Below are 26,488 nucleotides of genomic sequence, written 5' to 3'. Positions count from 1 at the left end.
CGAACAATTATGACAACATTAGTAAAAATTATTGTAGCCACCCTAGTCAGTTTAAGTTTAGCATCCTGTAATTTCGATATTAACTTTAATAATGGTGTTAAGGGAAATGGCAATGTTACAGTTGAACAACGAAGCATTAACGAACCATTTACTGCCATTAAAGCAACCGAAGGTTTAGACGTTATTTTAACCCAAAGTAATCATGAAAGTATAAGCGTTGAAGCCGACGAGAATTTACAAGAACTTATTATAACCGAAGTTGTAGATAACGTATTGAAAATTCACACGAAGGAGAACATAGGTAAATGTAAATCTAAAAAAGTGATGGTAAGCTTTAGGGATGTTTCAAGCATTACAGCTACCAGTGGTAGTGATGTAAAGGCAACAAACACTATTACAACTCAAAATTTAGAGTTAGAAACTACCAGTGGAAGCGACATGAATTTAGATGTTAACACCTCAACATTAACCTGTAAATCTACCAGTGGCAGCGATTTAAAACTTTCTGGAAAAACCATTAAACTAATGGCCGAAGCTACAAGTGGTAGCGATATAAAAGCGGCAAATTTAATTGCCGAGTCTAGCCAAGTAAAAGCAACAAGTGGCGCCGATATTACGGTAAACACGTCTAAAGAGTTAACAGCCAAAGCAACCAGCGGTGGCGATATTAGATATTTAGGCAATCCGGAAATTGTAAATAAAAGCGATAGTTCTGCCGGCAGTATAAAAAAGCAATAACAAATTAAAACCAACCTTATTAAAACCGTCTAAAACTTAGCTTAAAGTTTTAGATGGTTTTTGTTTATATTTGTTAATACACCAATTTTTAAAAAACATGAATAAGCTTGTTATTGCTATTTTCTTCACTTTAGGCTTATGTTTAACTGTAAATGCACAATATGCGGAAAAAGTAAGAGGAGACAAAAATGTTACCAGTAGACAAACCGAAATAAATTCGTTTCATACCATCATTGTAGATGAAGATTTTGAAATTGATATTATTTATAACAACATGCCTTCTGTAATAATAGAAACAGACGAAAACCTACACGAATTTATACATTTTAACGTGATAGATGGTGTTTTAACTTTCGACAAAACAGCAAAAATTACTTCAAAAAAGAAATTGAATATCACGGTAAATTACGACGATAATTTAGCCAATATTAGAGCGATTGACAAAGGCGAAATAACATCATTATCTTCCATGAATTTGTTAAACACCTTAGTAATTACTGAAGGTTCTGCAAAAGTTGGATTGACAATAAAAACGAGCGATTTTAAATTACAGAGTAACGGAAAATCAAAAGTAAGACTAAATCTCACAGCCGATAATACCACATTAACTTTAAGCGATAATAGTAAAATAGACGCCCTTATCTATTCGCCAGCTACACGTGTAGATTTATACCTGCGCTCGAGCGCTACTATTGAAGGCGAGACTAATGAACTCGTGTTAAAAACCGACAATTATTCTCAGTTTAATGGCAAAAACTTTACCTCAAAAACATGTAGCTCTGTTAATGAAATCTCTAGCGATGCCTATTTAGAAGTTTTAGATAACTTTACTATTGATGCTTCTGGCAGCAGCAGTGTGTATTTATATGGCAATCCTAAAATTATTGTTACGAGACTTGAAGACACCTCGAAACTTCAAAAAAAGTTAAAATAAAAAAGCACGAAATAATTTAAATTTCATGCTTCCTTTACATCAATAAAAATAGCTTAATGTTCCTTTACAGCTAATTGAAAAACTATTTCAATTTTATTATCAATTGTTATAAGTCCGAAAAACTTTTTTGGAGTTTCAATATTAAAATCTTTCAGATTTAAACTTAAATCTCCTGTTATAAGTAATTTGTTCGAATTTTTAATTTTAATTGGCACTTTATAATTTTTTGTGATGCCTGAAATTTGAATATCGACGGATGCCTGAACATCTGCCGTATTTTCTAGATGATTAATTTCTTTCACCATCAAAAATATTTGAGGATATTTATCTGATTTTAATATCTTCTGAAAATCACTGTTTATACCTTTTCCGCCGCAATCAAAACAATCAGTATCTAAAACCAATGCCGTTTTACTAAACCTTATTTTATTATCTTCTAAGAAGTAAATTACGGGAATTGGATTTTTAAATTTATTAATATTATATCCGCAAGTAAAGGTATTAATGTTAGTTGTACCTCGCACCACTAAAGAACTGTCGGCAGTCAAGAAAACCGAAGTACTTTTAATAGCAGAATCTCTGTTTGTGAATGCCAATGTTATAGCAACACAAACAAATAGTATAACCCTGTTAAAAATCATAATAGCATTTTTTAATGTAAGACTAAACATAAAAAACAAGTCTCAAAGCAAGCCAAATTAATATATTATTTTCAAATAATTAAAAAAGTTACTTTGAGACTTATAATTTTAAGTACTAAGGTTGTTAGAAACTAATGGCAGCTTCTAGCATAAGTCCTTTAAATTTACCATCTTCATATTGACTTCCTACAGCATACCCGTCGTATTTTTGATTTACATATTCTAATTTCATTAAAATATTTTTAGTCATAAACCAACCAGCACCTAATTGCGTTCTAGTAATTTCGATATCATCTCCAGAAGCTTCTTCAGAGTCTACTTTATTGTAACGACCTCCAATATAGAAGTTTTCAGAAGCACCGAAACGGTAGATAAGTTCGCCTGCAAATTGATTAGCAGTTCTTTCTTCGGCACCTAAAGCGTTTCCTCTAGAATTTTCGATTGTTCCGAAGAATTCTAATCCTTTATATTTAACGAATGGGTTAAACATAATTGCTGTAATTTGATTTGTAAAACCTGGGTTGTAACGGCCAGATCTAAAATTAGCTGATGTAGTTGCAGTAGTATTTTCCATTACAAAATAATATCTAGAACCTGCTCTATCGGCATTATATAAGTAAGAAGATGGCACGTAACCAGTGTTATATAAAGATCCTGTCAATCTTACTCTTAAATCTTCATTAAGTTGTTTATCATAACCTAATTTAGCTATAAATGATGCACCACCTGTGGTACCATTAGTAGCATTTACGGCTTGGTTTAATTTACCATTTGTAAGGCCAACCATACCAAATAAACCACTATCACATCTGTAATATACTTCCGCTCCTACCTCTGTAGTAAAAGAATCCATAATTAAATTTCCAACAAACGGGTTGAATAATGTTTGAGCATTATCACTTCTTCTAAAATGTGCATCACCGTAGTTGTTTTCCATGTGACCAATTTTAATGGTTACATGCTTCATGAAATCTTCTAACAAACCTTCACTAATAAAATCTAATTTATCAATTTGGAAATATCCACCTTTAACATATGGTTCTGGGTGGTGACGTGAAGATAAATAAGTACGTAAGTGCATTCTAACACCATCGGCTAATGCCACATCTAAATCTAAATTCGCAGTTGCTAAGTTAAAGTTGTATCCTATTTCTTTTAAAGCAACAGCACCAGAATTTTCATGATCTATAGCCTGGTATTGTAGGGTAGATGCTCCACCGATTCTAACTTTTACACCGTCGAAAGTAGACACAGAGTCTTTTGGTGCTTCAAATACATTAACACCATCCTGACTTGGTTGTCTGTAATTATCTAAATTTCTATTTTGAGCATAAAAGCTAAATCCTGATAGTATTAATCCTAATACTAATCCTTTTTTTAAAGTTGATTTCATAAGTTTTAAGTTTTGAGTTTTAATTTTTAAGTTTATTTAAATATGGTTGAAAATTTAATTGTTACCTCGTCGCCGGTAGTTATGGTGCCGAACATTGCTTTTGGTGGGTCTATTTTAAAATCGGTCATTTTAAATTTTTTCTCACCAACAAGGGTTATTTTGTTATCTGAAATGGTGGTTGTAAAATCTAGTGAAATACGTTTTTTAACGCCGGCTATGGTTAAATCACCTTGTGTATGGACAGTAAATTTGCCATTGCCTTTGTTTGTTGTTTCTTTAACCTCGACTAATTGAAACGATATTGTTTTATAGCTGTCTGTTTTTAAAGCTTTATGAGTGTTTTTATCCATAGAAGATTTTCCACTTTTCAAGCTTTCTGCAACTATTTCTGCGTTACATTTTTCAATTTCGCCAGTCTCTAAATTTTTGAATACAATTTTACCACTTTGGTTTTCGGCAGTTACATGCCAGTCGTGCAAACTAGAAGTTCCTAAAACAGTAAGTTTAGATTCTCCGTTTATTAAATTAAATTGTTGTGCACTAATTAAGTTGAAAGTCAGAAAAAAAAGAATTATTAAACTAACAACTTGGTTTGGTTTTTTTGTGTTTATAATCATTGTGTATGGTTTTAATTATGCAGCAAATTTCAATGGAATGTAATTATCAAAGTATGACAATTGTCATATCTACATTTAAACGATTTGATAATAAGCGTAAATTGAACGCTAATAATAAATTAATAAAATCGTTTTTACTTCAATTTTTAAATATTTTTGAAGCTTAATTCTTAATTGTAATAAAAAAAAGTGCCCTCAATATAAAATACCTAGCCAAACAAAAGCACGTCGAAGAAGTTTCATTATACCCTTTGCTAATAAATATGTATTGCTAGTAATATGAAGAAAGTAAAATTGTACCTATAGTATTTTCAAGAAATAAGTTTTAACAATATGGTCTAAATTATTTTGAAAAAGTTTGGTTACCCCATTTGTCATCCTTTTTTAGAAATTTTTCTCATTTGAAATTAATTAAAATAAAAAGACCTGTAAATCATATGATTTACAGGTCTTTTATTAGTCGGGGTGGCAGGATTCGAACCTGCGACCTCCTGCTCCCAAAGCAGGCGCGATAACCGGGCTACGCTACACCCCGAAAATTTTTTTCCTTAACCGGATGCAAATATAGTTTTTTATATTTTACACGAACTAATTTTTTGTTTAATTTTTTATAAAAATCTATCTTTAAACATTAATAAAAAATAGCAAACACTATTTTTTTAGATTCACTTTTAAAGTTCGAAGTCATCAATCCAATTACTAACATAACAAAGCCCACTTATCACACTTTAAAAAAAACATTTTTTATAAGTGTTTTTTTTATTTTCTACTCGCATGTTACTGCGCAATCCGTAATACGTGGTAAAATTATGGACAGCGATAATGGCATCCCACTCTACCAAGTAAAAATTGAAAATAGTAAAAACAACTCAGTTACTTTTTCAAATAAACTTGGAGAATTTGAAGTACCAGATGCAGGAGTTTATCAGTTTTCAAAATCAGGCTATAAAGTCTATTTCAAAGAATTAAAATCATCAGACTTTATTATTATTCAATTAGAATTACATCCTTCACAATTAAATGAAGTGGTTGTTAATGCACATCATATTCCTCAAAAACTTAAAAAATCAAGTACCACTATTGATATTATTTCCACTAAAGATATTGAGCGTGGTAATTCTCTTAATATGGCCGAAGCCTTAAATAGAATTCCTAGTGTTTTTATGCAATCTGGCGCATTAAACACTAATAAAATTTCTATACGCGGCATTGGCTCCAGAAATTTATATGGCACATCTAAAATTAGAGCTTATTTTCAAGATATTCCGTTAACTTCTGGAAATGGCGAAACCAGCATTGAAGATTTTGAACTAGGTACCATATCTAGAATTGAAATTATTAAAGGCGCTGGTTCGAGTATTTATGGCGCAGGTTTGGGAGGAACCATACATTTAATTCCTCAAAATTCGCACCTAAATCAATCAAGTATCCAAAGTGATTTATCTGTTGGCTCTTTTGGATTAATTAAAGGGGTTATAAATGTGAATCACGGAACAACCAAAAACAGTTTTAGAACTATTTATAGCAATACACACAGTAACGGGTATCGAGATAATAATAAATACAACCGCCAAACTTTTACCTTAAACTCGAATCACTATATTAACGCTAAAAACCACCTCACTTTTTTAGCTAGTTATGTCGATTTAAAAGGCTACATACCTAGCTCCATCAACGAAACCACATTTAATAACAACCCTAAAGCAGCCGCCTTTACATGGGCACAAACTAAAGGGTTTGAAGATTCTAAACACGGCATTTTTGGATTATCCTGGAACCATAAATACAGCAGTAACACCAAACAACTAACAAGTATTTTTACCTCATTTAAAGATTCTTACGAACCAAGACCATTTAATATTTTATCTGAACTTACTGCTGCCGTAGGTGTACGAAGTCGCATTATTGGGTCGTTTAATAAAATAGAATGGACCTTGGGTGGCGAACTATTTAAAGACACGTACAAATCAAAAACCTATGAAAACTTGTATCAAGATTATCCAAGTGGAACGGGTAGTGTGAAGGGTGAAAAATTATCAGATTTAAAAGAAAATCGCAGCTATTTCAACATCTTTTTCGAAACAAATTACAATCCAACTGACGCAACAACACTTTCTATTGGGTTAAATTTTAACAATACCTCTTATAATTTATTCGATAATTATATAACGAATGATGCCCCAGACCAATCGGGTTCCTATAATTTTAAAGGCATGCTTTCACCAAAAATTGGTGTTTCGCATGTGGTTACGCAACACATAAGTATTTATTCCAATATAAGTCATGGTTTTTCTCCACCCACAACAGCAGAAACCTTGCTTCCCGAAGGTTTAATTAATACAAATATAAAACCAGAAACAGGGTGGAATTTTGAGGTTGGCACCCGCACCTCATTCTATAACAATCGCTTACAGCTTAATCTGGCGCTATACAAGCTGGATATTCGTAATCTCTTGGTGGCCCGCAGAACTGGCGACGACCAATTTATTGGTGTTAATGCCGGAAAAACACAACACCATGGCTTAGAACTGGTTTCAAAATACGAATGGCTAGAAAAGGAAGCTGTCTCTATAAATCAATATGCTACTTATACGCTCAACGATTTTAAATTTAAAGAGTTTACAGATGATGGAAACAATTATTCTGGCAACAAACTTACTGGAGTTCCTTCAAACGTATTCAATTCGGGAATAGATATTAGTACAAAAACGGGATTGTACACAACGCTTAATTACCAATATGTTGGGCGCATTCCTATGACGGATAGTAACTCTCTATTTACAGACAGCTATATGCTAACAAATATTAAATTAGGCTATAAACGTGCGTTTCTTAAAAGCTTAACATTAAACGCCTGTTTTGGCTTGGACAATATCTTTAATAAGCACTATGCATCACAAATTCTTATTAATGCTACGGGATTTGGTGGTGCTGCTCCTAGGTATTATTATCCAGGAAATCTGTTAAATTATTACTCTGGTTTAAATATAAATTATATATTTTAAACTAAATTTATAAAAAAATAGGAAATCATGAAACAGATTCATTTTATCATCGTTGTTGTTTTTATCTCCTTTTACGCTTGTGCACAACAAATAGAATCTGAGGTAAAAGCAGAAAACCCAACCAACATTAACTACAGCCCTCAACTAGTTGTTGCAGATATACACATTCCATGGGGAATGGCTTTTTTACCAGACGGAAGCATGTTGATTACTGAAAAATCGGGTACACTTATCCATTTTAAAAACGGTCAAAAAACAACCATAAATGGCGTTCCCGAGATTTATGTGCGTGGGCAAGGTGGATTTATGGATATAAAATTACATCCAGATTATGCGAACAACGGATGGATTTATTTCTCGTACGCTTCCGCGGAAGGTGAAGGCGATGGCGGAAATACAGCCATCATGCGAGCCAAATTAAGTGGCAATAATTTAGTTGAAAAACAAGTATTATACAAAGCCAATCCTAACACTAAAAAAAGTCAACATTTCGGTTCTCGTATAGAATTTGATAATGAAGGTTATTTGTATTTCTCCATTGGTGAAAGAGGCGAACGCGATATCAACCCTCAAGATATTACCCGCGATTGCGGAAAAATATACAGACTTTACGATGACGGCAGAATTCCTGAAGACAACCCATTTGTTAATACACCAAACGCCAAAAAAGCCATTTACAGTTACGGACATAGAAATCCGCAAGGCATGATAAAAAACCACGAAACTGGCGAAATTTGGGTGCATGAACACGGTCCACAAGGTGGCGACGAAATAAACATTGTACAAAAAGGAAAGAACTTTGGTTGGCCAGTAATATCTTATGGAATTAATTACGACGGAACTTCTTTTACAGATATTACAGAGAAGGAAGGCATGGAACAACCGCTCTTTTATTGGGTGCCTTCTATAGCACCAAGCGGATTTGCTATGGTTACCTCTGCTAAATACCCAGATTGGAAAGGAAATTTACTCGTTGGTTCTCTAAAATTTCAATATCTTGAACGCCTTGTTTTAAGTGATGGAAAAGTAATAAAACGAGAAAAATTATTAGATAAAATAGGGCGCGTACGAGATGTGGTGCAAGCACCAGATGGCTATATTTACGTTGCTGTTGAAGGTAAAGGGATTTATAAAATTATTCCTGAAAAATAAGCATTGAACTATGAAGTTAAGCTATTTATTTTTATTAATGGGAATGTCATTTACATTCACAGGATTTTCACAAACAAATCCATTAACATCGAGTATTAACCGCGGCAAAGCCATTTATAATGATTTTTGTATGACCTGTCATTTGCCTAACGGCGAAGGCGTTGCAAATGTGTACCCACCACTTGCAAAATCAGATTATTTAATGAAAAATAGAGAAGCAAGTATTCGCGGAATTAAATATGGGCAACAAGGCGAAATTATAGTAAATGGCAAAAAATACAATAGCGTTATGGCTGCATTGGGGTTAAGCGATGATGAAGTTGCCGATGTTATGAACTACATTACCAACAGCTGGGGCAATAAAAACACTAAAATGATTACCGAAAGCGAAGTTTCTAAAATCAAAAAACTAGAGTAATACAGGTTAATTGATTTACATTTAATTAGATTTGCAAACAAAAATTTAACGAACATATTCATGCTAATTATTGGAATTGCCGGAGGAACTGGTTGTGGCAAAACAACCGTTGTAAATCAAATACTTAACGAACTTCCTGAAGGCGAAGTTGGTGTTATTTCACAAGATTCGTATTATAAAGATACCACTCATTTAAGCTACGAAGAGCGTATCATTACAAATTTTGATCATCCACGATCCATAGATTTCGATTTACTAGAAAAACACCTAACCGATTTAAAAAATAACATTCCAGTACACCAACCCGTATACTCTTTCGTTAAACATAATAGAACCGGCGATACTATTTTAACACACCCAAGAAAAGTGATGATAGTGGAAGGTATTTTAATTTTAACACATCCCGAATTAAGAAACATGTTTGATATTAAAATATTTGTACATGCCGATACCGATGAGCGCTTAATTCGACGATTAAAACGCGACATCAAAGAGCGTGGTCGAGATATAGACGAAGTGCTTTCACGCTACCAAAACACCTTAAAACCTATGCATGAGCAGTTTATAGAACCAACAAAAGAATATGCAGACATTATTATTCCGAATAATAAATACAATACTGTAGCTGTAGATATTGTTCGTACAATTATAAACAACAGGTTATAAATGGCATTTTTTAATCATAAAATATTCAAACCTTTTAAAAATATTTTCATTCTGATATTGGCAATTTTTGCCATTTGGATGTTTTTTTTCGATGCTAATTCATGGTTAATTCATCATGACCTAAATAAGGACATAAACGACTTAGAAAACGAAAAAGAATACTACCGAAAAGAAATTGAAAAAGATAAAAAAGCCATAAAAAAATTAAGTACAGAAGAAGGCATTGAGAAATTTGCTCGCGAGGAATATTATATGAAACGCGATAGCGAAGAAATATATATTATCGAATACGAAGACAGCTTAAAAAACAGACAAGATGACTGATGATTTGTTTAGTGAATTTAATCCGGTTTCATCTAAACAATGGAAACAGCAAATTCAATTCGATTTAAAAGGAGCCGATTATAATGAAACACTCATCTGGAAAAGTAACGAAGATATTTCGGTTAAACCATTTTACCATTCCGAAGATTTAAACGGTATACCAGAGTCATTTATTACGAATGCAACAGGGGTTAACATTTGCCAAACCATTTTTGTTGCAGATGTTAAACGATCTAACAAAAAAGCCTTACAAGCTTTACAATCTGGAGCCGATAGCATTCAATTTATCATTCCGTCTCCTACTATTTCAATAATCGATTTATTAAAAAATATCAGGATTGAAGAAACGGTTCTTTATTTTGAATTACAGTTTTTAGATTCAGAATTCATAACAAAACTCACACAAGCCACTTTAAACAACGAAATCTATATAAAATCAGATATTATAGGTAATCTGGCTAGAAGTGGTAATTGGTTTAGCACGCTTCAAGAAGACCACAACACTTTAGAAGCCATTATAAAAACCACCAATACCCTGAGTATAGATACTACGCTGTATCAAAATGCCGGAGCAAACATCGTACAGCAATTGGCCTATGCATTGGCGCATGCAAACGAATATTTAAATCATTTTAAAAACAGCATCGACAGCGAAAAAAAACAAAGACTTAAAGTGCTATTTAACTTATCGGTTGGTAGCAATTACTTTTTTGAAATAGCTAAATTTCGCGCCTTACGACTGCTATGGAATACCTTAGCCTGCGAGTATCATGTGAATACGGACTGCCATATTTTTGCAACTCCAACAAAGCGAAACAAAACGCTATACGATTACAATACCAACTTGTTACGCTCTACAACCGAATGCATGAGTGCGATGTTAGGCGGAGCAAACTGCATACATAATTTGGCTTACGATGCGATATTTAGTAAAACAAACGAGTTTAGCACCCGTATTGCTCGTAATCAGCTTCTTATTTTAAAACATGAAGCGTATCTTAACAAAGTAAATAACCCAAGTGATGGTGCTTATTATATAGAATCTTTAACCCATCAACTTGCTGAAAAGGCTCTAGAATTATTTAAAAATATTGAAGCTAATGGTGGTTTTTTAAAAAAATTAAAAGAAGGCACTATTCAGCGAAAAATTAAAGATGCGGCTACAAAAGAACAACAGCTATTTGATAGCGGAGAACTTGTGCTACTTGGCACGAATAGCTATACAAATGCTTCCGATAAAATGAAAAATAACATAGAACTGTATCCTTTTGTTAAAACTAAGCAGCGAAAAACATTAATTGAACCTATTATAGAAAAACGATTATCTGAAGGCATCGAACAAAATCGTTTAAAACATGAAGATTAATTTATTTAGAAGCAACCTTAAAAATCTCATTAAAAAACGAATATAATTTCAGAATTAGCGCCTTCAGCAGAAACAAAAAACAGCCATGTACAACAAAGAAATTAAGGATGACGAATCGCTTAAAAAAGCACAAGAATTAGCCAATACTTTCGCAAATCATGAAGGCAGACGACCTCGTATTTTAATGGCCGACATGGAGCAAAACGCCTCTAATCGTGGTATAAAAGTAATAGCCGCCGGATTTGCCGATGTGGGTTTTGATGTCGATATCGGTCCACTATGCCAATCGCCAAAAGATGTCGCCAAACAAGCCATTGAGAACGATGTTCATATTTTAAGTATTTCGTCGCTTCCCACAGAACATAAAAATTTAGTTCAGGAAGTTGTTGCTATTTTAAAAACCTATGATCGTGAAGATATTATAGTTATCGTTACAGGAAATATTCCAAAACCAGATTACAAATTCTATATAGATTCTGGAGTAAGTTTCGTTTACGGCCCCGATTCAAAAACAAATGATTCGGCTATTGAGCTATTAGAACATCTGCTAAGTTAAACCAGAATTGAAACGGCTTCTTAATTTTATAGCATAATGATTACGGTCGCAATTATATTCATAGTCCTTGGAATCCTTATAAAATATGGAAAAATGTACTTCCTTATCGCTGGATACAACACTATGTCGAAGACAGAAAAGTCTAAATATGACATCGAAGGCATCGCTACAATTTTTAGAAATGCCATGTTTGGAATGGCTTTAATAATTATTATTGGCTACTTTTTAGCGAAATGGATGGAAAATCCTCGCATTGAATTTATCGCTTTAATGCTAGCCATATTTAGCGGGGTTCCTTATCTACTTATAAAAGCTAACTCGAAAAAGTATAAAAAATAAAAATAATATTTAATACCAATTAGACTACTTTCAGAAACCAATTCTCAACTCTTATCCACTATAAATCAACAACTTTCACAATTACCCCATAATCTTAATTCGCATATAACATACGAAATTACGCCTGATAGATGTATTGGTTTTTTGATATTAACTTTCACAAAATTCAGCTTAAGTGTAGCACATTAATTCTTTTAACCTAATGTTTGCATTTTGGGTTTTTATTCCTCATAAATAATTGTATTTTTACCGTTCATAAAATAGATTCATTTAATGGGTAAAATCATTGCAATTGCAAATCAAAAAGGAGGCGTTGGCAAAACTACAACTTCTATAAATTTAGCAGCATCTCTTGGAGTGCTGGAAAAAAAAGTATTACTTATTGACGCTGACCCTCAAGCAAATGCAACTTCCGGAATAGGAATTGATGTCGAATCTGTAGAAATAGGCACCTACCAACTGTTAGAACATTCAAGTTCTGCAAAAGAGGCTGTTATAAAAACAGAAACGCCTAATTTAGATATTATTCCGGCGCATATAGACTTAGTTGCTATTGAAATTGAGCTTGTTGATAAGGAAGCGAGAGAATATATGCTTAAAAAAGCATTACAAGAAATTAAAGATGACTACGATTATATTTTAATTGATTGTGCGCCGTCTTTAGGCTTGTTAACTCTTAACGCTTTAACGGCCGCCGATTCGGTTATTATACCAATTCAATGCGAATATTTTGCATTAGAAGGTTTAGGCAAATTATTAAACACGATAAAAAGTGTACAAAAAATTCATAATCCAGAATTAGATATAGAAGGTTTATTACTGACTATGTACGATTCTAGACTGCGACTTTCAAACCAAGTGGTGGAAGAAGTTCAGAAGCATTTTAACGATATGGTATTTCAAACCATCATTCAGCGAAATGTAAAATTAAGCGAAGCTCCAAGTTTTGGAGAAAATATAATTAATTATGACGCCGCCAGTAAAGGTGCTACTAATTACTTAAGTTTGGCAAAAGAAATAATCAATAAAAACTCTTAATTTATGGCTAAGGCAATTAAAAAACAAGCTTTAGGTAGAGGTTTATCTGCACTTTTAAAAGATCCTAGTAACGACATACAATCCGTTCAGGATAAAAATGCCGATAAGGTAATAGGAAATATTATTGAGTTAGATATAGAGTTTATTGAAGTTAACCCATTTCAACCACGTACTAATTTTAGTGAAGAATCTTTACGAGAATTAGCGTCTTCTATTAAAGAATTGGGTATTATTCAACCAATTACAGTTAGAAAATTAGGTTTTAATCAATATCAATTAGTTTCTGGTGAGCGTCGTTACAGAGCATCAAAATTAATTGGTCTAGAAACCATTCCTGCATACATTCGAATAGCAAACGACCAAGAATCGCTAGAAATGGCATTGGTTGAAAATATTCAGCGTCAAGATTTAGACCCTATAGAGATTGCCTTGTCTTACCAACGTTTAATTGACGAAATAAACCTAACACAGGAGCAAATGAGTGAGCGTGTTGGGAAAAAGCGATCTACCATTACAAACTATTTGCGCTTATTAAAACTAGACCCAATTATTCAAACAGGTATGCGCGACGGTTTTATTTCTATGGGACATGGACGTGCGCTAATTACAATTGACGATCCTTCAACGCAATTAGATATTTACGAAAAAGTACTTTCAAACGAGTTATCGGTTCGCGACACAGAGAGTCTTGTGCGCAACTATAACACCAATCAAGAAGTAAAAGTTGCTCCTAAAAAAGCAGAAACCATAGTTCCAAGCTATGTTAAAGAAGGAATAAATGCCTTTTCTGAATACTTTGGACATAAAATTGACGTTAAAATATCTAAAAATGGAAAAGGACAAATTACTATCCCGTTTCATTCTGAAGAAGATTTTAATCGTATTAAAAAATTAGTAGAAGGTGCCAAATAAATTTTTTATTGCTGGCCTATTTTCAATATTTTTTTGCTGGTGTATATCAGCACAAGAAAAAAATAAGAAAAAAAACGAGCTTCCTAAAGAAATCGTTGCAGATTCAGTAATAGTTAAAAGAAACTCCTATAATGCACTCGCGCCTGCAAAAGCTGCTTTTTATTCGGCCGTATTGCCTGGATTAGGTCAAGCGTATAACAAAAAATACTGGAAAATCCCCATTGTTTATGGAGGATTAGCTACCGGTATCTATTTTTATACCAACAACAACAAAGAATATAACCGGTACAGAGATGCCTATAAAAGCAGACTTGCCGGACTTACTACCGATGAGTTTTATTTTGACACCCAAGGCAATCAATTAAGCTCTCCCCGAGTTACAACCGATGGCTTACAACGCGCACAAGAATTCTACCGTAAAAACAAAGAAATTTCACTCTTAGTTACCATAGGTATTTATGCCTTAAATATTATTGATGCTAACGTAGATGCACATTTAATGCAGTACAATGTAGATGAAAATTTATCGTTGGCACCACATTTTAAAATAAATGAGATTGATAGAACGAGCAATCTTGGATTAACTTTAAACTTTAAATTTTAATTATGAATATTGCTTTACTTGGATACGGAAAAATGGGTAAAACCATCGAACAAATTGCCATTAATCGCGGTCATAAGATTGTATTAACTGTTGATAAAGACGACGATAATTACGATATAACAAAAGCCGATGTAGCCATAGATTTTAGTATTCCAACAGTGGCATTTAACAATATTTCGAATTGTTTAAATAATGGCGTTCCTGTAATTTCTGGAACCACCGGATGGTTAGAACATTACGATAAGGCAGTCGCTTTATGCGAAGAAAAGAAAGGCGCTTTTATCTATGCATCAAATTATAGCTTAGGCGTAAATATATTTTTCGAGCTTAACAAAACACTTGCTAAAATGATGAGTACCTTAAAACAGTACAATGTTTCTATGGAAGAAATTCATCATACACAGAAATTAGATGCTCCTAGCGGAACTGCTATTTCGTTAGCGAACGATATTATTGCGCATAATTCGAATTTTGAAAAGTGGCAATTAGACGAATCTGGAGAAAAGACAATTCCAATTGTAGCAAAACGTATTGCAGACGTTCCTGGTACACATACTATTAAATACGAAAGTGAAGTAGACACCATTAGCATAGAACATATAGCACACAACAGACAAGGATTTGCCTTAGGTGCTGTGGTTGCTGCCGAATGGATAGTTGGAAAATCGGGCGTGTTTTCAATGAACGATGTGTTAAATATTGGTTAACATCTAGTTTAAAGGGTAACATCATTAGTAAGTTTAGCGACTAAACAAACATTATAAAAATACGATTATGACATTAACACAATGGTTTATTTTCATTTTGATTATTCAAGTAATACATGGTATTGGTACTTGGAAATTATACATTAAGGCAGGAAAACAAGCATGGGAAGCTTTTGTACCGGTTTACAATGGCGTTGTTTTAATGAAAATAATTAATCGTCCGTGGTGGTGGGTTATTCTTTTATTCTTACCTATTGTTAACTTAATCATGTTTCCTGTAATTTGGGTTGAAACTGCCAGAAGTTTTGGAAAAAACAGTAATTTAGATACCTTGTTGGCTATTGTTACATTAGGGTTTTATAACTACTACTTAAACTACGCCGCTAATGTAACTTACATTGAAAATAGAAGTTTGCACCCTACATCTGGAACTGGCGACTGGATAAGTTCCATATTATTTGCTATTGTTGCAGCTACCATTGTGCATACCTATTTTATTCAACCATTTACCATTCCGTCATCGTCGCTTGAGAAATCGTTACTTGTTGGCGACTTTCTATTTGTAAGTAAATTTCATTATGGAGCACGCGTACCTATGACCACTGTTGGTGCACCTATGGTACACGACAGCATTCCTGTATTAAAAAATAAATCGTATTTATTTGATGATCATAAAGGAAGTACGTCTTGGAAGAACAAATTACAACTACCGTATCTTAGAATTCCAGGGTTTGAAAAAATTGAAAGAAACGATATTGTAGTTTTTAACCAGCCAGCAGACACCTTGTTGGATATGAACGATTTTCATCCAGACAGAAATTATTACAAACCTATCGACAAAAAAACCAATTTAGTTAAGCGTTGTGTGGGTATTGCTGGTGATTCTTTAGAAGTTCGCAATGGCTATGTGTATATAAATGGAAAGAAAAATGAATTGCCAGATAGAGCGCATTTACAATTTAGTTACCTTGTACAACCAAAATCTACACAATTTAATCCTGCATATTTAAAAGAACGATATGATATCACGGACGGTTTTGTTATAATAAATAATCAAAATACCTATTATTTTTCAGCTATTTCTGATGAAGCTAGAGATAAATTTAAAAATAATCCGAATGTATTAAGTATAACTCCAAACATTCAAGAAAAAGGTGTTAGAGATGCCAATGTTTTTCCGCACGACCCAAATTACGACTGGAATGTCGACTTTTTTGGTCCGTTATACATCCCTGAGGCAGGAAAAACCATTGCTATTAATTTAAAAGTTTTACCACTATACAAACGTGTTATTACTGAATACGAAGGCAATACTTTACAAGTAAAAGGCAACCAAATTTTAATCAATGGTGAAGTAGCCACTACCTATACATTTAAACAAAATTATTATTGGATGATGGGAGATAACCGCCACAACTCTATTGATGCCAGAGCCTGGGGTTTTGTGCCGTTTGATCATGTTGTTGGAAAACCTGTATTTATTTGGATGAGTTGGGATGGCAAAAAACCACGTTGGGAGCGTTTCTTTACAACTGTTAGTGGCGAAGGAAAAGCAACTTCCTATTTGATACCATTCTTGGTGTTATTACTCGGTTGGTATGGCTTTAATAAATGGAGAGCGAGAAAAAAATAGTTGATTCGTTTTTTGTTTATTTGTTGATTTGGTAAAATGACTGTTGAAAATGTATACCTATAGTTTTGAAAAATTGGAAGTTTGGGTTGAAGCTAAAAAGCTTTCAAAAGATATTTACATAATCACCAGTAAATTTTCACCCGACGAAAAATTTGGATTAACTTCTCAATTAAGAAGAGCTTCTATTTCTATTTGTTCAAATATAGCTGAAGGGTCTGCCAGAAAATCGAATAAGGATAAAGCTCATTTCACAATAATGGCTTTCAGTTCTGCTGTTGAAGTATTAAATCAAATTATAATTTCCTATGAACTAGATTTTATTGATTTAGATGCGTACACTGCGCTAAGAGAACAAATTGAAAGTATAACTAATAAGTTGAATGCGTTACGCAACTATCAAATAAACAAATAAACGCATCAACAAATGAACATTTTATTACACCCAACATACTTTCCAAACATAGCGCACTTTGTTGCCATAGCAAATGCAGACCATGTTATGTTTGAATTAGATGATAATTTTTTAAAACAAACCTATAGAAATCGCACGTATATTTATGGTGCTAACGGTAAATTAGCATTAAACATTCCAGTGATTCACACACAAAAAAATCGACAAAAGTATCGGGATGTTAAAATCTTCAATGAATCAAAATGGCAGGATTTACATTGGAAATCTTTACTTTCAGCTTATAGAACATCACCGTTTTTCGAATTTTATGAAGATGAATTACAACCTTTATTCCACATGAAAGCAGATTTCATTTTAGATTTTAATTTGAAATGTTTCGATGTTATTTGTGACTGTTTACAATTAGATGTGCCAGTTTCAAAATCGGAAATTTATCAAAAAACCATAGAAAATAAACACGACTTTAGATTTTTGGTAAATGCTAAAAAAGAACAGCCGTTAGAATTTGATACTTATACACAAGTCTTTAACAACAAGCATGGTTTTATACCAAACCTCAGCATATTAGATTTACTATTTAATGAAGGTCCCAACGCGGTAAATTATTTAGAATCTCAAACCATAACACCTCAATAATGTTACAAAGTTTAGCGCATTATGGTTGCCATTTTTTAATTCCACTAGCAGTGGCATTAGTATTTTACAAATCTAATTGGAAGTTTGCATTTTTAATTATGATTTTAGGCATGCTCATCGATTTAGACCATCTTTTAGCAACGCCTATTTTCGACTCGAACAGATGTAGCATCAACTTTCATCCGCTTCACTCCTATTATGCCATAGCTGCTTACGTGTTGCTATTAATTCCGCAGAAAACAAGATTAATCGCCTTAGGCTTGGTTATTCATATTTTTGCCGATACGGTAGATTGTGCGTTGATGTAGACCACGCATCAAATGAAATCCTAAAATATAGCAACTCGAAACAAATAACTACTTATCTAAACACAAAGTAGCCATAATTGGATAATGATCTGAAAAATGATGATTATACGCTTTAAACCCGTTAATGGCAAATGCGGGATCCGAAAAAATATAATCTATACGTACCGGGAAAAATTTAAAATGATAAGTACGCCCAAAGCCATTTCCTGCTTTTTTAAAGGTATCATTTAAATCGCCTTTTATTTTTCGATAAACGTATGAATATGCCGTATTATTGAAATCGCCGCAAATAATCATTTTATAATGACATTCCTTTTTATGAAGCAAAAATATTTCCGACTGAAACTGTTGCCTTTTAAAGGTGTTTTCTACTTGCTTAAATATTCGAAACGTACTTTCTTTTTTTAGCTTTTCAACATCGGTGTCAATCTTTAACGATTGCAAATGAATATTATAAACTCGAATGGTATCTTTTCCTTTCACCACATCAGCAAATATGGCATTATTGGCGGTATTCGGAAACTCTAAAGATCCTGAATTTACTATCGGATATTTCGATAAAATTACCTGACCGTTATGTATTTTATTTCCCGAAACTTTTTCGTACTTATATTTAAAAAAAGATAAATCGACTTTAGCACTCGGGCGATAATCCTGAACACATAAAATATCGGGCGCCTCTGTTTTTATAAAATCTACAATCTTAGTTTCGATATTTTTCTCTGGAATCCAATCGTAAAGATTAAATAATCTTACGTTGTAATTCATAACTTTAATATTGTTGGGATGCTCTATGCGTGTCGAAGAAGAAAATTTATATAAAGATCCATATACCAATTGTCCAATTAACAGAACCACTAATGAAATAAGTAATAGTCTTTCCAGTTTTACCAGCCAATACAAGAAAAATAAGGCATTACATAAAATTAAAAATGGCACACTTAAACTTAAAACCGACATGACCGCAAAAGCCTTGGGAGGTAAAAAGGGCAAAGTGTAAGCTAATAATAATACGATCGCAACCAATATATTAACCCAATAGACCGTTTTACTTATAACACTTAGCTTTTTCATGTTTCTATATTGGTCTATGCATATTGATTTATTAAAATCTATTTACCCGATTTAAACAAAAATTCCTTTTCTTCGGCTGTTAAACTATCATAGCCGCTTTTGCTTATTTTATCTAAAATAATATCAATTTGTTTTTGATGATTAAACTCATTAAAATCGCCTTTCGTATATCCTCCTACTTTACCTTTATTTTTATAAACCGTTTTTAATGGCGCTTTTTTGCTGGCCTTAAATATCTTTGATAAAGAATCTAATAATCGCTCAAAACCCTTTCCTATGTCATTTCCTTTAATTAATTGTTTAGCATAGACATACCCTAATGTAGCGCCACCTAGGTGCGCTAAATTGCCGCCTGCGTTTAAACCAAAAAGTCCAACAACGTCTAAAACAACAATAAACAAACCAATATGCCAAAGTTTTATATTAAACATAAATAAACGAACATCTTGATACGGCATATAGGCACAAATAAATATCAATAACGCTCTTACAGCTGCCGATGCACCCACTAAACGCGAGTCTGCTCCAAATAAACTTGGCAGTAAGGTATAGCCCAACATAAATAATAATCCGCCAGACATAGCCCCAAGAAAATAAATATTTACGGCCATTTTAGAACTAAACATACTCAAAAACATTCTACCTATAACATATAGCCAGAGCATATTAAAAAGTATATGAAAAAAATCGTAATGTAAAAATGCATAGCTTATTAGAGCCCATGGTTGCGTTAAGAAATCGCCAAAACTACTAGGTAATTCAAACCAACTTAAATTAGATTGAAAAAGTAACCCAATAACATAAGCAATAACATTAACGCCTATTATCTTTTCTAATACGTTAAGGCTTTTAAGCTTATATTTTATGTCGTTAGATAAACTCATTAATACCAGCGATTTTTGTTAAATTGATTTTTTTTCCAATACCACATGATGAAAAAACCTGTTAAAGCACCACCCACGTGGGCCATGAAAGCAGTGTTACTCGGACTAAAAAACGATTGCCCAGTAATACCAGAAATTAAGTCTAAGATAATAATACCAGGGATAAAATACTTAGCTTTTATAGGAATTGGTAAAAAAATAAGCATCAATTCAGCATTTGGATTCATCATTCCGAAAGCTGCTAACACCCCCATAATACAGCCTGATGCCCCAACCATACTAGCATTAAACACCGGGAAAATATTCTGCAGCTCTACTAATTGTGCTTGAGAAATAGTATCTAAAACTTTATTAGTGGAAAGCATTTGCGTAATCTGATCTGATGTTAACCCAGATGCAATTAACGAATTATAATTGGGCAAGTATTGAAAATAATAAAAACCTACTTGCATTGCTACAGCTCCCAAACCTGCCGAAAGGTAAATAAATAAAAAGCGTCTAGACCCTAAAACCTGTTCTACCGGGGTACCAAACATCCATAATGCAAACATATTAAACAAGATATGCATGATACTTAAATTATTAAGATAAGCGCCACCATGCATAAACATATGTGTAAGTATTTGCCAAGGTTTAAATGCAGGATTTGCTGGAAAATACATGGCAAACCACTCATAAAAAATACCATTGCTAATAAATAGCGTACCAATAAACATCATCACGTTAATGATCATTAAATGTTTAACAGTTTCGGAAATTCTTATCATATACTATATAAATTTTTTATCTAATTCATCAACACTCATGGTAATAAATGTTGCTCTATTTGTTGGAGACACATTTGGTTCTTTACACGCAAATAATTTATTAACTAAATGTTCTTGTTCATTTTTTTGTAACAATTGCCCTCGTTTTATAGCTAAACTTTTGGCCATGGATTTTGCTAATAAATCGGTGGCACTAAAGTTACTATCTGGCACTTCATTCTCGACATCGCTAATTAATTGCTCTAAAATAATGGACACTTCACTTTCTGGAACAGCTACCGGAACCCCCGTAATTTCAACACATTCTTTTGAAACCTTCGAAAATACAAACCCCGTATGTTCTAAATCTTCTTTTAACTGATTAATAATCTCTATTTCTTGTGAAGAAAAGTGCAACTCTAGCGGAAACAGCAATTGTTGACTCATACCTTCCTTAATGGTCATGTTCTTTAGAAAATCTTCATACAAAATACGTTGATGTGCACGATGCTGATCGATTAACAACATACCCGATTTAATAGTGCTTACAATATACTTATTATGAAGCTGATAAGTGGTTTGTATCTGATCAATTTTGTTTTCGTCACTAAACGCCGATATGGTAGTTTCTTCACTTTCAAAATGAACTTCACTAAAATTATGCTCTGTTTGTGTTCCTTTAGACTCTAGGCCAACATATAAACTATCCCAATTATTTAAGGTTTGTTTTTTAAAAGCCGTCGTTTGCTTTCCGGCACTATAGTTTTCTTTAAAAGGATTAAACGATCTGTCTACTTCTATTATTGGCGTGCTCGTTTCTTTCTTACTAAAATGATACGGCGTATCTAAATTGGCATCACGCTCAAAATCTAAAACAGGAGCAATATTAAACTGCCCCAAACTATGCTTTACTGCCGAACGTAATAAGGCATAAAGCGTGTGTTCGTCATCAAACTTAATTTCTGTTTTGGTGGGATGGATGTTAATATCGATTGTTTGAGGATCGACCGTTAATTTTAAAAAATAACTAGGATGATTTCCAGTTTTTAATAAGCCTTCATACGCCGAAGAAATCGCATGATTTAAATACGGACTTTTTATATACCTGTCATTTACAAAAAAAAACTGCTCTCCTCTGGTTTTCTTAGCAAACTCAGGTTTTCCAACAAATCCAGAAATTACTAATACCTCGGTTTCTTCTTCAACCGGCACCAATTTTTCATTGGTTTTACTACCAAATATATTTACAATTCTTTGTCTGAAATTACTACGTGGAAGATTAAACGTTTCGCTTCCATTGTTATAAAATACGAAATTTATATTTGGGTGCGATAGGGTAACTCTGTGAAACTCGTCGATAACATGGCGCAATTCTACAGCATTCGATTTTAAGAAATTTCGGCGCGCTGGGATATTAAAAAAAAGATTTTTTACTGAAACAGAAGTACCCTTTGGTGTAACCACCACCTCTTGAGATGTAATAGTGCTACCTTCTATTACAATGGCACTACCCACATCATCATACTCTTGCTTTGTTTTTAATTCTACATGCGCAATAGCAGCAATACTGGCTAATGCTTCACCGCGAAAACCTTTGGTGTGTAAATGAAATAAATCTTCTGCACTTCGAATTTTAGAAGTTGCATGACGCTCAAAACTTAATCTGGCATCGGTAACACTCATCCCTTTACCATCATCAATTACCTGTACAAGTGTTTTACCGGCGTCTTTAATTATAAGTTTTATTGTTGTTGCATCGGCATCAATAGCATTTTCTAATAACTCCTTAACCACTGATGCTGGACGTTGTACAACTTCTCCAGCAGCAATTTGATTTGCAACATGATCGGGTAAAAGCTGTATAATGTCTGCCATCTATTATTTTGAAAAGAATATAGATAAATCGAACTCGATAATTAATAAAAATATAAAGACTAAAATACCCGCGATAATTAATATACGTCTGGTAACTGCTTTATCTGGATTGTTTTTTAGCTCGTCTATAGCATTTAAAAATTTAGCTTTTATACCAATATTAGGACCAACGGTCTTCCTGAATTCATCAAATTTATGTTTAATTTCAAACGGATTTCCTTCACCCCTATCTTCGTAATAACGTGGTGTATAACTAAACTTTTTGTTTTTTCGCAATTTAAAAATTCCCATAATTTCCTAGTTTTATTTAATTGAATTTTGAATCCAATAAATACATACAAATCAATAATAATACCAGAACTATTAATAATGTCCTTAATGGTAAAACACCTCTAACTTTGCGATTTCCTACCTTATTGTTTTTCCATTTCGAAACAAAATCGATTTGTTTAGCTTTATCTAAACTAGCATCTGTTTCATTTTTTTTAGACAAAACGGATTGGTGATTAAAGGTTTTATTTTTGCGTGGTTTAAACAAACTTCATGAATAATTAAACCTCAAAAATACTTAAAAATAGGCAGAAACAACAGATAGAATTGCTAAAAAATGTTAACAAAACAAGTGAATTGACAATTGAAAAATTGACAACCAGAAATCAGATTAACTAAAGGTGCTATTAACTATTTTTACGCAACTCTGCCATTTTAATGGCTGCGATAGCTGCTTCTGTGCCTTTGTTACCATGTTTTCCGCCCGAGCGGTCTATGGCTTGTTGCATGGTATTATCTGTTAGCACACAGAAAATAACCGGAGTTTCATGAAGCACATTTAAGTCTTTTATGCCTTGCGCTACGCCTTCACAAACAAAATCGAAATGTTTGGTTTCTCCTTGAATAACACTTCCAATGGCGATAACAGCATTAACAAGTTGCTGTTGCATTTTTTTACTTCCGTAAATAAGTTCGAAGCTTCCTGGAACATTCCAACGTATAATATTATTTGGTAATGCACCATTCTCAATTAAAGCATCGTAAGCGCCTTGAAACAGACCTTCTGTTATAGAATCGTTCCATTCTGAAACAACAATCCCAAATCGAAACTTGCTCGCATTTGGGATTGTTGCTTTATCGTAATGAGATAAATTTTTATTTGCCGTAGCCATATTATTTGTTTGCCAGCACCTGAGCTTTACCTATAAAAACTTCAATAGTAGCTGCTTCAGATGAATTTGGAAATTCGTCTTTTATTTTATTAAAATATTCAAGTGCTTTATCCGCTTTACCTAAATCTAAAGCAACAATACCCGCTTTGTAGTAATACATTGGTGCAGTATAGTCGTTTGTGCGCATTTCGGCAGCTTGCTCATAATAATCTAAGGCGTCTTCTTTTTGGTTTAATTGCGCAAAAGCATCACCAATATTTCCTTTTGCTAAAGGCCCAAGTATTTCGTCGTCACTTTTAAAATCACCTAAATGTTTAATGGCATTTTTATAATCTTTCAATCTTAAATAAGCCGTTCCAGCGTAGTAATTTGCTAAATTAGCAGCAGGTGTTCCGCTGTATTCATTAATAATATCTAACATGCCAAACTTACCTTCTCCACCATTTAAAGACAAGGTGTATAAGGAATCTTTAGCAGTACCATTAACTGCTTCGTTAAAATATTTTTGTGCCTGATGCATATCGTTCATGGCATTTACTTGTTTAGGTTTTGCAATAAACTCATTGTAACCTAAATAGCCCATTACCACGACAGCAACAATACCAATAATTATAAAAATATATTTTTGATTTCTTTCTACAAATGCCTCCGTTTTTGATGCTGTTTCATCTAATGTATTAAAAACTTCGGCAGTGGTTGATCCTGCAGCGATATCTTGTTCCTTTTCTACCTTAGATTTTGGTTTATTTCCTTTTTTAGTATAAGTTGCCATGTATTTTATGTAAAATTAATGCGCCGCAAAAATATAATTTTTCTTCATAACTAAAAGGTTATTTATTTGATATTTTTCAATAATTTGCACATCCTATTAAAGAGTTATATCTTCTTTACGACTTATAAGTTACTTTTTACATGATTTTAAAATCACTTTCATTATTAAATTACAAAAATTTCGACAGTAAATCGTTCACGTTCAACGACAAAATAAATTGTATTGTTGGTAATAATGGCATTGGAAAAACAAATGTTCTAGACGCTATTTACCATTTATCTTTCGGAAAAAGTTATTTTAATCCAGTAGCATCACAAAATATTAAACACAACGAGGATTTTTTTGTAATAAACGGCGATTATGAAAAGGACCAAAAAACCGAAAAAGTCATTGTAAGTTTAAAACGCGGTCAAACTAAAGTGATTAAACGCAACGGTAAAGCTTATGAAAAGTTTAGCGAACACATCGGTTTTTTACCCTTAGTAATTATATCGCCTGCCGACAGAGACCTAATTATTGAAGGAAGTGATACCCGCCGAAAATTTATTGATAGTGTAATTTCACAAAGTGATAAAAATTACCTTGAACACCTTATTAAATACAATAAAATTCTTGCACAACGCAATGCCTTACTAAAATATTTTGCTTTAAACCACACCTTTAACAACGATACTTTAGACGTCTATAACAGCCAGTTAAATGATTTTGGTTCAGAAATATTTAAAAAGCGAGAACAATTTTTAAAAACATTTATACCTATCTTTAAAGAACGCTATGAAGCCATAAGCAATGGAAACGAAACCGTTGAATTACATTATCATAGCGATTTGTTTGAAGACAACTTAAAAACACTTTTACAAAAAAACATTAACAAAGACAAAACGTTACAATACACGAGTGTTGGCATCCATAAAGACGATTTACACTTTAATATTGAAAGTCACCCAATTAAAAAATTTGGCAGTCAAGGACAACAAAAATCATTCTTAATTGCTTTAAAATTAGCACAATTCGATTTTATTAAAGCACAAAGTGGCGTAACCCCTATTTTATTACTTGATGATATTTTTGATAAATTAGATGAGAATAGAGTAACGCAAATTATTAAATTAGTGGACAACGAGAATTTTGGTCAGCTTTTTATAAGTGACACACATGCCGATAGAACAGAAAATGCGGTAAAACAAGTACATCAGTCTTATGAAATTTTTAAGTTAGAATAATTAGTACAACAGATGGCAAAACGAAATAACGAACATATAAGTATAAGCGACGCTTTAAAAGAATTTGTAGAAACCAATAAATTAGAAAAAGGTTTAAACAAAGTGAATGTTGCAGATGCCTGGGCAAACCTAATGGGTAACGGCGTTAACAATTACACAAGAGCTGTAAATTTAGAAAATAGCACCCTGTATATCCAGCTAAGCTCGAGTGTTTTAAGAGAAGAATTAAGTTACGGAAAAGAAAAAATAATTAAGATGCTTAATGAGGAATTGGGCAAGGAAATAATTAAAAAATTGATACTAAGATAATTAGACTTACACATTTTAAATAAAAAAAACGATAAAAAGCAAT

31 protein-coding genes and 1 tRNA gene are annotated in these 26,488 nt (G+C 33.0%); 21 read left to right on the top strand and 11 right to left on the bottom strand.

The genetic code is table 11. The features are described from left to right. The first annotated feature begins 9 nt into the window (after nt 1-9). Nucleotides 10-738: a head GIN domain-containing protein gene (locus ACFQ0I_RS06615; RefSeq protein WP_379940577.1), complete on the top strand. Its 729-nt coding sequence runs from the start codon at nt 10-12 to the stop codon at nt 736-738. Between the two features lie 97 nt (nt 739-835). Continuing rightward, entirely contained in the window at nt 836-1,672 is an 837-nt protein-coding gene (locus tag ACFQ0I_RS06610) for a GIN domain-containing protein (protein ID WP_379940575.1), read from the top strand. 53 nt (nt 1,673-1,725) lie between these two features. Here the strand turns inward: ACFQ0I_RS06610 and ACFQ0I_RS06605 are convergent, their stop codons facing one another. The 4 genes from ACFQ0I_RS06605 to ACFQ0I_RS06590 all read right to left on the bottom strand — a co-directional run bounded on the left by ACFQ0I_RS06605 (nt 1,726) and on the right by ACFQ0I_RS06590 (nt 4,858). Continuing rightward, entirely contained in the window at nt 1,726-2,313 is a 588-nt protein-coding gene (locus ACFQ0I_RS06605) for a YceI family protein (RefSeq protein ID WP_379940574.1), read from the bottom strand. 124 nt (nt 2,314-2,437) lie between these two features. After that, nucleotides 2,438-3,706 (bottom strand): hypothetical protein, encoded by a 1,269-nt coding sequence (locus ACFQ0I_RS06600; RefSeq protein ID WP_379940572.1) that lies wholly within the window; start codon nt 3,704-3,706, stop codon nt 2,438-2,440. Nucleotides 3,707-3,738: 32 nt separating this feature from the next. Beyond that, the gene (locus tag ACFQ0I_RS06595; RefSeq protein WP_379940571.1) at nt 3,739-4,323 is read right to left on the bottom strand and encodes a YceI family protein; all 585 of its coding nucleotides are present in this window, start codon (nt 4,321-4,323) and stop codon (nt 3,739-3,741) included. A gap of 460 nt (nt 4,324-4,783) precedes the next feature. After that, nucleotides 4,784-4,858 (bottom strand) — tRNA-Pro (locus ACFQ0I_RS06590). A gap of 274 nt (nt 4,859-5,132) precedes the next feature. Between ACFQ0I_RS06590 and ACFQ0I_RS06585 the strand changes: the two genes are divergently transcribed. From ACFQ0I_RS06585 to ACFQ0I_RS06510, 16 genes are all read left to right on the top strand, one after another. Continuing rightward, nucleotides 5,133-7,328, top strand: a complete 2,196-nt coding sequence (locus tag ACFQ0I_RS06585) for a TonB-dependent receptor family protein (RefSeq protein ID WP_379940569.1) — start codon at nt 5,133-5,135, stop codon at nt 7,326-7,328. 27 nt (nt 7,329-7,355) lie between these two features. After that, nucleotides 7,356-8,480 (top strand): PQQ-dependent sugar dehydrogenase, encoded by a 1,125-nt coding sequence (locus ACFQ0I_RS06580; protein ID WP_379940568.1) that lies wholly within the window; start codon nt 7,356-7,358, stop codon nt 8,478-8,480. Nucleotides 8,481-8,490: 10 nt separating this feature from the next. After that, nucleotides 8,491-8,898, top strand: coding sequence for a c-type cytochrome (locus ACFQ0I_RS06575; RefSeq protein ID WP_379940566.1), 408 nt, complete (start codon nt 8,491-8,493; stop codon nt 8,896-8,898). 60 nt (nt 8,899-8,958) lie between these two features. Then, nucleotides 8,959-9,564 carry a uridine kinase gene (gene udk, locus ACFQ0I_RS06570; protein WP_379940565.1) on the top strand — a complete coding sequence of 202 codons (606 nt, stop codon included), beginning with the start codon at nt 8,959-8,961 and terminating at the stop codon, nt 9,562-9,564. Continuing rightward, complete coding sequence (locus tag ACFQ0I_RS06565; RefSeq protein WP_379940563.1) at nt 9,565-9,888, top strand: FtsB family cell division protein; 324 nt, start codon at nt 9,565-9,567, stop codon at nt 9,886-9,888. Next, nucleotides 9,881-11,254, top strand: coding sequence for a methylmalonyl-CoA mutase subunit beta (locus tag ACFQ0I_RS06560; RefSeq protein WP_379940562.1), 1,374 nt, complete (start codon nt 9,881-9,883; stop codon nt 11,252-11,254). Before ACFQ0I_RS06565 ends, ACFQ0I_RS06560 begins: the two co-directional genes overlap by 8 nt. Nucleotides 11,255-11,339: 85 nt before the next feature. Then, on the top strand, nt 11,340-11,810 hold the full coding sequence (locus ACFQ0I_RS06555) for a cobalamin-dependent protein (protein ID WP_379940560.1): 471 nt from the start codon (nt 11,340-11,342) through the stop codon (nt 11,808-11,810). A gap of 36 nt (nt 11,811-11,846) precedes the next feature. Then, nucleotides 11,847-12,149 (top strand): DUF3784 domain-containing protein, encoded by a 303-nt coding sequence (locus tag ACFQ0I_RS06550; protein ID WP_379940558.1) that lies wholly within the window; start codon nt 11,847-11,849, stop codon nt 12,147-12,149. Between the two features lie 273 nt (nt 12,150-12,422). Beyond that, nucleotides 12,423-13,187: a ParA family protein gene (locus ACFQ0I_RS06545; RefSeq protein WP_379940556.1), complete on the top strand. Its 765-nt coding sequence runs from the start codon at nt 12,423-12,425 to the stop codon at nt 13,185-13,187. 3 nt (nt 13,188-13,190) lie between these two features. Further along, nucleotides 13,191-14,099, top strand: coding sequence for a ParB/RepB/Spo0J family partition protein (locus ACFQ0I_RS06540; protein ID WP_379940553.1), 909 nt, complete (start codon nt 13,191-13,193; stop codon nt 14,097-14,099). Then, nucleotides 14,089-14,703 (top strand): DUF5683 domain-containing protein, encoded by a 615-nt coding sequence (locus ACFQ0I_RS06535; RefSeq protein ID WP_379940552.1) that lies wholly within the window; start codon nt 14,089-14,091, stop codon nt 14,701-14,703. The genes ACFQ0I_RS06540 and ACFQ0I_RS06535 overlap by 11 nt, the downstream gene beginning before the upstream one ends. A gap of 2 nt (nt 14,704-14,705) precedes the next feature. Continuing rightward, complete coding sequence (gene dapB, locus ACFQ0I_RS06530) at nt 14,706-15,410, top strand: 4-hydroxy-tetrahydrodipicolinate reductase (RefSeq protein ID WP_379940551.1); 705 nt, start codon at nt 14,706-14,708, stop codon at nt 15,408-15,410. A gap of 67 nt (nt 15,411-15,477) precedes the next feature. Further along, nucleotides 15,478-17,043: a signal peptidase I gene (lepB, locus tag ACFQ0I_RS06525; protein ID WP_379940549.1), complete on the top strand. Its 1,566-nt coding sequence runs from the start codon at nt 15,478-15,480 to the stop codon at nt 17,041-17,043. A gap of 49 nt (nt 17,044-17,092) precedes the next feature. Then, nucleotides 17,093-17,455: a four helix bundle protein gene (locus tag ACFQ0I_RS06520; RefSeq protein ID WP_379940546.1), complete on the top strand. Its 363-nt coding sequence runs from the start codon at nt 17,093-17,095 to the stop codon at nt 17,453-17,455. Between the two features lie 12 nt (nt 17,456-17,467). Beyond that, nucleotides 17,468-18,091: a WbqC family protein gene (locus ACFQ0I_RS06515; protein ID WP_379940544.1), complete on the top strand. Its 624-nt coding sequence runs from the start codon at nt 17,468-17,470 to the stop codon at nt 18,089-18,091. Beyond that, complete coding sequence (locus tag ACFQ0I_RS06510; RefSeq protein ID WP_379940542.1) at nt 18,091-18,399, top strand: DUF6122 family protein; 309 nt, start codon at nt 18,091-18,093, stop codon at nt 18,397-18,399. The genes ACFQ0I_RS06515 and ACFQ0I_RS06510 overlap by 1 nt, the downstream gene beginning before the upstream one ends. A gap of 48 nt (nt 18,400-18,447) precedes the next feature. On the opposite strand, the gene ACFQ0I_RS06505 is transcribed toward ACFQ0I_RS06510, so the two are convergent. Beyond that, on the bottom strand, nt 18,448-19,167 hold the full coding sequence (locus tag ACFQ0I_RS06505; RefSeq protein WP_379940540.1) for an endonuclease/exonuclease/phosphatase family protein: 720 nt from the start codon (nt 19,165-19,167) through the stop codon (nt 18,448-18,450). Between the two features lie 25 nt (nt 19,168-19,192). On the opposite strand from ACFQ0I_RS06505, the gene ACFQ0I_RS06500 reads away from it, so the two are divergent. Beyond that, nucleotides 19,193-19,399, top strand: coding sequence for a hypothetical protein (locus tag ACFQ0I_RS06500; protein ID WP_379940538.1), 207 nt, complete (start codon nt 19,193-19,195; stop codon nt 19,397-19,399). A 112-nt stretch (nt 19,400-19,511) separates the two neighbouring features. Here ACFQ0I_RS06500 and ACFQ0I_RS06495 read toward each other — a convergent pair whose 3' ends face one another. From ACFQ0I_RS06495 to ACFQ0I_RS06470, 6 genes are all read right to left on the bottom strand, one after another. Further along, nucleotides 19,512-20,357, bottom strand: coding sequence for a rhomboid family intramembrane serine protease (locus ACFQ0I_RS06495; protein WP_379940536.1), 846 nt, complete (start codon nt 20,355-20,357; stop codon nt 19,512-19,514). Next, a complete protein-coding gene (locus ACFQ0I_RS06490) occupies nt 20,357-21,124 on the bottom strand; it encodes a rhomboid family intramembrane serine protease (RefSeq protein ID WP_379940534.1) in 768 nt (255 codons plus the stop codon). Before ACFQ0I_RS06490 ends, ACFQ0I_RS06495 begins: the two co-directional genes overlap by 1 nt. A 3-nt stretch (nt 21,125-21,127) precedes the next feature. Beyond that, on the bottom strand, nt 21,128-22,978 hold the full coding sequence (mutL, locus tag ACFQ0I_RS06485; RefSeq protein WP_379940532.1) for a DNA mismatch repair endonuclease MutL: 1,851 nt from the start codon (nt 22,976-22,978) through the stop codon (nt 21,128-21,130). A gap of 3 nt (nt 22,979-22,981) precedes the next feature. Continuing rightward, on the bottom strand, nt 22,982-23,269 hold the full coding sequence (locus tag ACFQ0I_RS06480) for a riboflavin synthase subunit beta (RefSeq protein WP_379940530.1): 288 nt from the start codon (nt 23,267-23,269) through the stop codon (nt 22,982-22,984). A gap of 386 nt (nt 23,270-23,655) precedes the next feature. Beyond that, nucleotides 23,656-24,141, bottom strand: coding sequence for a 6,7-dimethyl-8-ribityllumazine synthase (gene ribH, locus ACFQ0I_RS06475; protein ID WP_379940529.1), 486 nt, complete (start codon nt 24,139-24,141; stop codon nt 23,656-23,658). Nucleotide 24,142: 1 nt separating this feature from the next. Beyond that, nucleotides 24,143-24,913 (bottom strand): tetratricopeptide repeat protein, encoded by a 771-nt coding sequence (locus ACFQ0I_RS06470; RefSeq protein ID WP_379940527.1) that lies wholly within the window; start codon nt 24,911-24,913, stop codon nt 24,143-24,145. 140 nt (nt 24,914-25,053) lie between these two features. Between ACFQ0I_RS06470 and recF the strand changes: the two genes are divergently transcribed. Then, nucleotides 25,054-26,136 (top strand): DNA replication/repair protein RecF, encoded by a 1,083-nt coding sequence (gene recF / locus ACFQ0I_RS06465; protein WP_379940525.1) that lies wholly within the window; start codon nt 25,054-25,056, stop codon nt 26,134-26,136. Between the two features lie 12 nt (nt 26,137-26,148). After that, on the top strand, nt 26,149-26,445 hold the full coding sequence (locus tag ACFQ0I_RS06460; RefSeq protein ID WP_379940523.1) for a DUF721 domain-containing protein: 297 nt from the start codon (nt 26,149-26,151) through the stop codon (nt 26,443-26,445). The last annotated feature ends 43 nt before the right edge of the window (nt 26,446-26,488 follow it).

Source organism: Mariniflexile aquimaris, assembly GCF_042676825.1.
Lineage (GTDB): Bacteria > Bacteroidota > Bacteroidia > Flavobacteriales > Flavobacteriaceae > Mariniflexile > Mariniflexile aquimaris.
Note: the sequence above shows the minus strand (reverse complement) of the source record. Positions and strands in the feature narration are given on the sequence as shown.

Coding starts and splice junctions, on each gene's coding strand:
- ACFQ0I_RS06615 (WP_379940577.1), top strand. CDS start 10: ATGACAACATTAGTAAAAATTATTGTAGCCACCCTAGTCAGTTTAAGT.
- ACFQ0I_RS06610 (WP_379940575.1), top strand. CDS start 836: ATGAATAAGCTTGTTATTGCTATTTTCTTCACTTTAGGCTTATGTTTA.
- ACFQ0I_RS06605 (WP_379940574.1), bottom strand. CDS start 2,313: ATGATTTTTAACAGGGTTATACTATTTGTTTGTGTTGCTATAACATTG.
- ACFQ0I_RS06600 (WP_379940572.1), bottom strand. CDS start 3,706: ATGAAATCAACTTTAAAAAAAGGATTAGTATTAGGATTAATACTATCA.
- ACFQ0I_RS06595 (WP_379940571.1), bottom strand. CDS start 4,323: ATGATTATAAACACAAAAAAACCAAACCAAGTTGTTAGTTTAATAATT.
- ACFQ0I_RS06585 (WP_379940569.1), top strand. CDS start 5,133: ATGGACAGCGATAATGGCATCCCACTCTACCAAGTAAAAATTGAAAAT.
- ACFQ0I_RS06580 (WP_379940568.1), top strand. CDS start 7,356: ATGAAACAGATTCATTTTATCATCGTTGTTGTTTTTATCTCCTTTTAC.
- ACFQ0I_RS06575 (WP_379940566.1), top strand. CDS start 8,491: ATGAAGTTAAGCTATTTATTTTTATTAATGGGAATGTCATTTACATTC.
- udk (WP_379940565.1), top strand. CDS start 8,959: ATGCTAATTATTGGAATTGCCGGAGGAACTGGTTGTGGCAAAACAACC.
- ACFQ0I_RS06565 (WP_379940563.1), top strand. CDS start 9,565: ATGGCATTTTTTAATCATAAAATATTCAAACCTTTTAAAAATATTTTC.
- ACFQ0I_RS06560 (WP_379940562.1), top strand. CDS start 9,881: ATGACTGATGATTTGTTTAGTGAATTTAATCCGGTTTCATCTAAACAA.
- ACFQ0I_RS06555 (WP_379940560.1), top strand. CDS start 11,340: ATGTACAACAAAGAAATTAAGGATGACGAATCGCTTAAAAAAGCACAA.
- ACFQ0I_RS06550 (WP_379940558.1), top strand. CDS start 11,847: ATGATTACGGTCGCAATTATATTCATAGTCCTTGGAATCCTTATAAAA.
- ACFQ0I_RS06545 (WP_379940556.1), top strand. CDS start 12,423: ATGGGTAAAATCATTGCAATTGCAAATCAAAAAGGAGGCGTTGGCAAA.
- ACFQ0I_RS06540 (WP_379940553.1), top strand. CDS start 13,191: ATGGCTAAGGCAATTAAAAAACAAGCTTTAGGTAGAGGTTTATCTGCA.
- dapB (WP_379940551.1), top strand. CDS start 14,706: ATGAATATTGCTTTACTTGGATACGGAAAAATGGGTAAAACCATCGAA.
- lepB (WP_379940549.1), top strand. CDS start 15,478: ATGACATTAACACAATGGTTTATTTTCATTTTGATTATTCAAGTAATA.
- ACFQ0I_RS06520 (WP_379940546.1), top strand. CDS start 17,093: ATGTATACCTATAGTTTTGAAAAATTGGAAGTTTGGGTTGAAGCTAAA.
- ACFQ0I_RS06515 (WP_379940544.1), top strand. CDS start 17,468: ATGAACATTTTATTACACCCAACATACTTTCCAAACATAGCGCACTTT.
- ACFQ0I_RS06510 (WP_379940542.1), top strand. CDS start 18,091: ATGTTACAAAGTTTAGCGCATTATGGTTGCCATTTTTTAATTCCACTA.
- ACFQ0I_RS06505 (WP_379940540.1), bottom strand. CDS start 19,167: ATGAATTACAACGTAAGATTATTTAATCTTTACGATTGGATTCCAGAG.
- ACFQ0I_RS06500 (WP_379940538.1), top strand. CDS start 19,193: ATGCGTGTCGAAGAAGAAAATTTATATAAAGATCCATATACCAATTGT.
- ACFQ0I_RS06495 (WP_379940536.1), bottom strand. CDS start 20,357: ATGAGTTTATCTAACGACATAAAATATAAGCTTAAAAGCCTTAACGTA.
- ACFQ0I_RS06490 (WP_379940534.1), bottom strand. CDS start 21,124: ATGATAAGAATTTCCGAAACTGTTAAACATTTAATGATCATTAACGTG.
- mutL (WP_379940532.1), bottom strand. CDS start 22,978: ATGGCAGACATTATACAGCTTTTACCCGATCATGTTGCAAATCAAATT.
- ACFQ0I_RS06480 (WP_379940530.1), bottom strand. CDS start 23,269: ATGGGAATTTTTAAATTGCGAAAAAACAAAAAGTTTAGTTATACACCA.
- ribH (WP_379940529.1), bottom strand. CDS start 24,141: ATGGCTACGGCAAATAAAAATTTATCTCATTACGATAAAGCAACAATC.
- ACFQ0I_RS06470 (WP_379940527.1), bottom strand. CDS start 24,913: ATGGCAACTTATACTAAAAAAGGAAATAAACCAAAATCTAAGGTAGAA.
- recF (WP_379940525.1), top strand. CDS start 25,054: ATGATTTTAAAATCACTTTCATTATTAAATTACAAAAATTTCGACAGT.
- ACFQ0I_RS06460 (WP_379940523.1), top strand. CDS start 26,149: ATGGCAAAACGAAATAACGAACATATAAGTATAAGCGACGCTTTAAAA.